General features: G+C 42.9%; 6 protein-coding genes and 2 pseudogenes. 2 read left to right on the top strand and 6 right to left on the bottom strand.

What is annotated here, in order from left to right:
• Positions 1-473 (bottom strand): annotated as a pseudogene (locus ABEV15_RS13425) (IS256 family transposase); the annotation flags it as partial.
• A 42-nt stretch (positions 474-515) separates the two neighbouring features.
• Between ABEV15_RS13425 and ABEV15_RS13420 the strand changes: the two are divergent.
• Positions 516-1,067, top strand: a pseudogene (locus ABEV15_RS13420) (MFS transporter); the annotation flags it as partial.
• A gap of 377 nt (positions 1,068-1,444) precedes the next feature.
• Here ABEV15_RS13420 and ABEV15_RS13415 read toward each other — a convergent pair.
• The 4 genes from ABEV15_RS13415 to ABEV15_RS13400 form a co-directional block, all read right to left on the bottom strand.
• Entirely contained in the window at positions 1,445-1,507 is a 63-nt protein-coding gene (locus ABEV15_RS13415) for a DUF7667 family protein (RefSeq protein WP_420867691.1), read from the bottom strand.
• A 131-nt stretch (positions 1,508-1,638) separates the two neighbouring features.
• The gene (locus tag ABEV15_RS13410; RefSeq protein ID WP_013146668.1) at positions 1,639-1,956 is read right to left on the bottom strand and encodes a hypothetical protein; all 318 of its coding nucleotides are present in this window, start codon (positions 1,954-1,956) and stop codon (positions 1,639-1,641) included.
• Between the two features lie 15 nt (positions 1,957-1,971).
• Positions 1,972-2,448 carry a YqxI family protein gene (locus ABEV15_RS13405; protein ID WP_013146667.1) on the bottom strand — a complete coding sequence of 159 codons (477 nt, stop codon included), beginning with the start codon at positions 2,446-2,448 and terminating at the stop codon, positions 1,972-1,974.
• 245 nt (positions 2,449-2,693) lie between these two features.
• Complete coding sequence (locus tag ABEV15_RS13400; protein ID WP_080985723.1) at positions 2,694-3,248, bottom strand: DUF4277 domain-containing protein; 555 nt, start codon at positions 3,246-3,248, stop codon at positions 2,694-2,696.
• A 211-nt stretch (positions 3,249-3,459) separates the two neighbouring features.
• Between ABEV15_RS13400 and ABEV15_RS13395 the strand changes: the two genes are divergently transcribed.
• The gene (locus ABEV15_RS13395) at positions 3,460-4,188 is read left to right on the top strand and encodes a M48 family metallopeptidase (RefSeq protein ID WP_498853497.1); all 729 of its coding nucleotides are present in this window, start codon (positions 3,460-3,462) and stop codon (positions 4,186-4,188) included.
• Between the two features lie 146 nt (positions 4,189-4,334).
• Here ABEV15_RS13395 and ABEV15_RS13390 read toward each other — a convergent pair whose 3' ends face one another.
• A complete protein-coding gene (locus ABEV15_RS13390; RefSeq protein ID WP_498853496.1) occupies positions 4,335-5,699 on the bottom strand; it encodes a methyl-accepting chemotaxis protein in 1,365 nt (454 codons plus the stop codon).
• Positions 5,700-5,752: the final 53 nt, after the last annotated feature.

Genomic DNA, 5,752 nt, shown 5'->3' with positions numbered 1-5,752 from the left:
AACTTTCGCCCTGCCCATTTCCCATTAAAATCTTGGATGGTCAAATACACGACTTTTTCAGCAGCTTCTAAACTACTCAAACTGTTCATCGGTTTGAGACGTTTCCGAATCTCCTTGATCGTTCGTTCGATGGCATTCGTCGTGTAAATCACACTTCGAATACTGCTTGGATAATCCATAAATGTAAGGAGGACATCCAACTCATTGGCCCAAGATTGGACTTCTCTCGGGTACTTGCTGGACCATTTCGACTCAAACTGTTGAAACATCTGTAACGCTATCTTCTTATTCGGTGCGCGATAAATCAGTTTGAGATCCTCCGCCATTTCGAATTGGTCTTTTTTCCGAACACGGCTGAGGGTGTTACGGACTTTGTGAACGACACAACGCTGTACGTCAGCTTTCGGATAAACCGCCCGAAAGGCTTCCTCCAGCCCCGGAAGACCATCAAATACGCCTAAAAGCACTTCCTTACGAACAGTGCCTGGCACCATATTGATGACAGGGGGATACACATGAATCAACCGATGATTTCCCAGCGCAAGCTGTTAGGCATTGCCGGTCTCGGTTGGCTGTTTGACGCGATGGATGTCGGCATGTTGTCGTTTTTGATGGCCGCCTTGCAAAAAGACTGGAACTTGACAGCCGAACAAGTCGGCTGGATCGGCAGCGTCAACTCGATCGGCATGGCGGTCGGGGCGCTCGTGTTCGGATTGCTTGCGGACCGGATCGGGCGGAAAAACGTTTTTATTTTCACATTGTTGCTGTTCTCGCTTGGCAGTGGGCTGTCGGCGCTGACGACGACGTTGGCGGCGTTTTTGGCGCTCCGCTTTTTGATCGGCATGGGACTTGGCGGCGAGCTGCCGGTCGCGTCAACGCTCGTCTCAGAAGCGGTGCCAGCTAAGGATCGCGGCCGGGCTGTCGTGCTGCTCGAGAGCTTTTGGGCTGGCGGTTGGCTATTGGCAGCGCTCATCTCGTATTTCGTCATACCAGCTTACGGCTGGCGGACGGCGTTATGGCTGGCGGCGATTCCGGCGCTGTATGCGATCTATTTGCGCCTCCGCCTCAGCTTTCAGTCTTCGATTCTCTTCCTCTAAACTGCACTCTTTTTTTCGGGGTCTTCCCTTGAATGGAGACTTGGATGTCCCGCGCCGTTCTTCGAGCCCTTTTCGACCATGTTCATGATAACGTTTTACCCAAAGTCTGATCGTTTTCGTGCAGGGAATCCCTATAACTCTTGGCATATCCGCTTATATCCCCATCCTTCTTCGATGTACATCTGGACAGCCCTCCATTTAAACTCCACGGAATAGGTGGTCTTCCCTTTCGGTGTTTGCTTGGTCTCGAACATAAACAAATCCCTCCAGTGTTTTTCATGACAGTATGGGCATTTTCCCAACTGTCTACACTAGAGGGATAATATCAAGCGAGAAGGGCTCCTTTTTCATCCCGACAACTTCTCCAGCCTCGCGCACAACTCATGCTGCCACTCAACGTCGCCGGTCATGCTGGCCAGTAGCGACAGGTTTTTGAGTTTCGCGATCTCCATACTCTCTTGACATTGACAGAATCGTTTGGTGAAGATTTGGATGTTTTGAAGAAAAATAAACCCGCCTCGACATGGGCGGGTTTTTTCTGTCAATCCAAATACTTCTCGCATAACGATACGAACTTTCCATCTGACTTTAGCCCTTCCAAAATGCTTCTCAACATTGCACTTCTTTTGGGAAGCTGCTTCTCGAACTCTGCCACAAATGTGTCCTTGTCCCACTGTGATTTGCCAGCGTGATAAAACAGCTTTTCCAGGCGTTCCAACTCGTCGGCAGTAAAGCCAGTGGCTAAGGCCAGAATCGCAAAGCTTTTGTGCTCCTTGTTCACCATATCTAAGAGTAACGTAATTGCGTCGGTGGCTAGACTCAATTTTGCTTCAAGATCCTTGATTCTTTCCTCGTTCATAGCACCCTCCTTGTACTATAGTAATACCCAGTCTACGAATTTTGAAATGACCCAACCAACCTGTCTCGCTGTACTCAGTGGTACTCCCAGATCATATAACGCCCCGCTAACTTGATCTTGAATGATTTGGATAGAAAGGTCTTTCCAAGAAGCTATGGTCCGCAAGGTATCAGCAATATTATCGGCATATTCCCTGATAGTATCTGCTACCTTTTTACTGCCGTAGTCCTCAACAAAGTCGAGCAATTTTTTAATGGCTTGCGATTCCAGCATGTCTGCTAACGTCAATACCGCTTTCTTGAGAGCTGCAGTTTTGATACCCTGTGTTTCTACCTTTGGCGACACTGTGTTGACCTTCGCCACAGAAGGGGTGAGTTGTGACACCGTGTTTGTCTCTGCGGCAAAAACAGAAGTAGGTACTGCTACCGCCAAAACAGACAGAGCTAAAACAGGAGATAAAATTCTTTTGAACAACTTCATAGACAGCTTCATAAATTCCCCCTCCCTTTTATCGGTTTATTTATTTCAATGAATACTATAAAAGGTTAAAAAAGTAAAAGTATGTCGCAATTTGTCGTTCACAAAAAGTTCATATAACCCATATTAGTACTCACATTTCGCACCCTAACAGGGTTGAAAGAAAGGATTTTTTATTTCGTTTTTTAGAATAACTTTCCGACCAACACAACGAGTGATGGAAATCCTTTTTTTACCATATCTGGTCGTTCCGTATCACGTTACACGTAAATGCTCTCATCCATGCCCAATCCCTGCAGAATCCTTCGCTGATCCGGGGTGAGGGAGCGATCCAGTGAGCGTTGGATGCGTCCATCCGGCAGCTTGAACAGGACGACGTTCACGTATGGAAACAGCTGAAAAATCGCCTGTCCCGTCGGACGGGTCAGCTTGCGGCCTCCAGGACCCTTCAACGGGTGTTCGGGAGTCATGAACGGACGCACCCGGCGCTGAAAGACGCGGTAAATGCCGGCCTCATACAGACGATCGAGATGACGGGTCAACGCATCGTCATTCAACTGGGAAGGATGGAGCCCGGAACGGATGAGTTTCTCCAGGTCGATCGTGTGCCCCCATTGTTCCAAGTGAACGAGGGCTTGCCGGCCGTCAAACACATTGTAGAGAATGGCTTGAACGGCATCGTTGACTCGAGTCTGGCACTGCGGATCGACGGGAACGAGATGGTCAATCGATTGGGGGAAACCCAGTTTTTTGAATAGAGCACTTATGATATTCAAATAAGAATTGCGATAGACCGATTCGACTTGCACATCCATGAGAGAAAAACTCCTTCACTTTCCTTGTGTGTCAAGGATTCATTCGACATCGGAACGAAAAAATCCTCCCGATTTTCGTCGGAAGGGTGCGAAATGTGAGGTCGAAATACGAACGGTGCCTGGCACCGTTCGTATCGTTTACCGATTGACCTTTTGCTTTCCCAAAGTTAAAATGAAAGACAATTAAAGGAACGAAGGAGTTAGTATTTCTATGCCTAGCTTTCAATATGGCAAGACAACAATAGATTATGCAGTAGAGTATAAGCCGGAAAAGCGGGATGTGACGATATCGGTTGAATGGTTGGAGGGAGTAAAGGTCGTAGCCCCTGAGGGGATAGAGCCTACACTTTTACATTCTATCCTTTATAAAAAAGCTCCATGGATTATTGATAAATGGCAGGCGTTAAATCAAATTTCTGATCCCCCTGCCCCAAAAGAGTTTGTAAGCGGAGAGAAATTTGCTTATTTGGGGCGTAACTATCGGTTAAAAGTATATAAAAGTGAAGAAGTTACAAAGCCGGTTCTTATGTTTAAACAAGGGAAATTTATTGCCACGGTGCCACCGCATTTAACAGAAGAAGAAAGAATCTCATTTTTCCAACAAGCGTTCAAAGATTGGTATATTCTGTACGGAGAAATGAAACTACAAGAACGTTTAAAAATTTATTGCCCTAAAATGGGAGTAACCCCTACTAAAATTAAATTAAAGGAACAAAAAATGCGCTGGGGAACATGTACAAACGAAGGAGCCATATATTTAAACTGGAAAATTATGATGGCACCAATGCCGATTATCGATTATTTATTAGTACATGAATTGGCACATTTGAAATATCCAAACCACTCCAATGATTTTTGGCATTTTGTTAAATCTGTGATGTCGGACTATGAACAAAGAAAAGAATGGTTGCGTGTCAATGGCCCAACCTTAACTTTATAGACATGGAAAAGAGCCTTACTGTGAAGTAACGGCTCTTTTGTAGTTTTTTATTCTGGAATATATATTTTTTGCAGTGGCAACAATGATCTCGTTTCATTTGGCATTTTATCGTACCATCGAACAGTGCCTGGCACCGTTCGCTATTATCAGCCCTTAATCTTAAACTTAGAGATTACTAAATGTAACTCTTCTGCCAATGAAGAAAGTGATTGAGCCGATGAGGCTATTTCCTCCATTGTGGCTAGTTGCTCTTCTGTAGCGGCTCTACTTTCTAGACTTGAAGTTACACTCTTTTCTGCAATGTCCCGTACATTTTCAAGAGCCATTGATATATTTAAACTAATGGCTTCAATATCTTGAATGGATACTGAAACATCTGTAACTTTATTTGAAACATCTGACATAGAATTCTTAATATCATTAAAGGATTGTTTGGCTCCCTCAGTTGAAGAAATACCCTCTAGTACCTTTAAATTTCCTTCGTTAATCGATAATACTGCATTCTTTATTTCTGTTTGAATTTCTACAATCATTTCTGCTATTTGGTCTGCTGATTTTTTGGATTCCTCTGCAAGTTTCTTTACTTCGTCTGCTACAACTGCGAATCCCTTTCCATGTTCCCCTGCTCTTGCGGCCTCGATGGCAGCATTTAGTGCCAAGAGATTAGTTTGATTTGAAATATCGGTAATTAATGCTAAGATATTCCCAATTTCTTTTGAACGATTATCAAGTGAGTTAATGACAGCGTTCATTTGATTAAACGACGCCTTAATATCTTGAATACGATGTACAACTGTTTCAACAGATGTCATTCCTCTTTCAACAAATTTAGATGTGATTTTTGTTGATTTATCCATTTCGGTACTATTATTACTTATATCTTTTACACGTTTGACCATTTGACCTAGTGAAGCAGAGACATTATCAATCCGATTTAACTGTATTTCTACACCTTCTGCATTAGTTTGCACAAGGTTTGATAATCGTTCAGAGGCATTTGTACTTTGCTCAACACTTGCAAATAATTCCTCTGAGGAAGATGCAACTTGGATTGCTGAATTGTTTGCTGTCAAAACAGTTGCCTTTAAATCTATTAACATTTTATTGAGTGAACTAACTAGTAAACCAATCTCATCTCGATTACGAATTTTTAAAGGCTCCATAGTCAAATCACCATCGGAAATAAGTTTTAAAGTATCTGTTACTGAGATAAGAGGTTTACTTATGCCACGCGTGATAAAGAACGCTACTCCAATTGCGAAAAATAAACTTATACTAATAAAGATTATGGATTGAGAAAGCCCTCTTTGATACAAATTACTAGCCTTTTTGCTTGCATCTTCAGCAAATTGCATGTTTAATGCAACTAGTTGATCCATATCCATTGTTATTTCATTAATTTTCTCTTGATAATTTGCAACTTCTATAATTGCTTCATCGTCATTATTTCCAGCACTTAATGTAAATACATTATTAACAAAGTTATCATATAATCCAATTTCGTTTTTCATCTCATCAATTAAGTTTCTTTCTTTTTTAGTTGTTACTCATATTTCGCACCTTG

The sequence above is a fragment of the Bhargavaea massiliensis genome (assembly GCF_050480245.1).
Classification (GTDB): domain Bacteria; phylum Bacillota; class Bacilli; order Bacillales; family Anoxybacillaceae; genus Anoxybacillus.
Note: the sequence above shows the minus strand (reverse complement) of the source record. Positions and strands in the feature narration are given on the sequence as shown.

What these genes read in the sequence shown, in the direction of transcription:
- ABEV15_RS13410 (WP_013146668.1), bottom strand. Translation starts at nt 1,956, where the DNA reads ATGAACGAGGAAAGAATCAAGGATCTTGAAGCAAAATTGAGTCTAGCC.
- ABEV15_RS13405 (WP_013146667.1), bottom strand. Translation starts at nt 2,448, where the DNA reads ATGAAGCTGTCTATGAAGTTGTTCAAAAGAATTTTATCTCCTGTTTTA.
- ABEV15_RS13400 (WP_080985723.1), bottom strand. Translation starts at nt 3,248, where the DNA reads ATGGATGTGCAAGTCGAATCGGTCTATCGCAATTCTTATTTGAATATC.
- ABEV15_RS13395 (WP_498853497.1), top strand. Translation starts at nt 3,460, where the DNA reads ATGCCTAGCTTTCAATATGGCAAGACAACAATAGATTATGCAGTAGAG.
- ABEV15_RS13390 (WP_498853496.1), bottom strand. Translation starts at nt 5,699, where the DNA reads ATGAAAAACGAAATTGGATTATATGATAACTTTGTTAATAATGTATTT.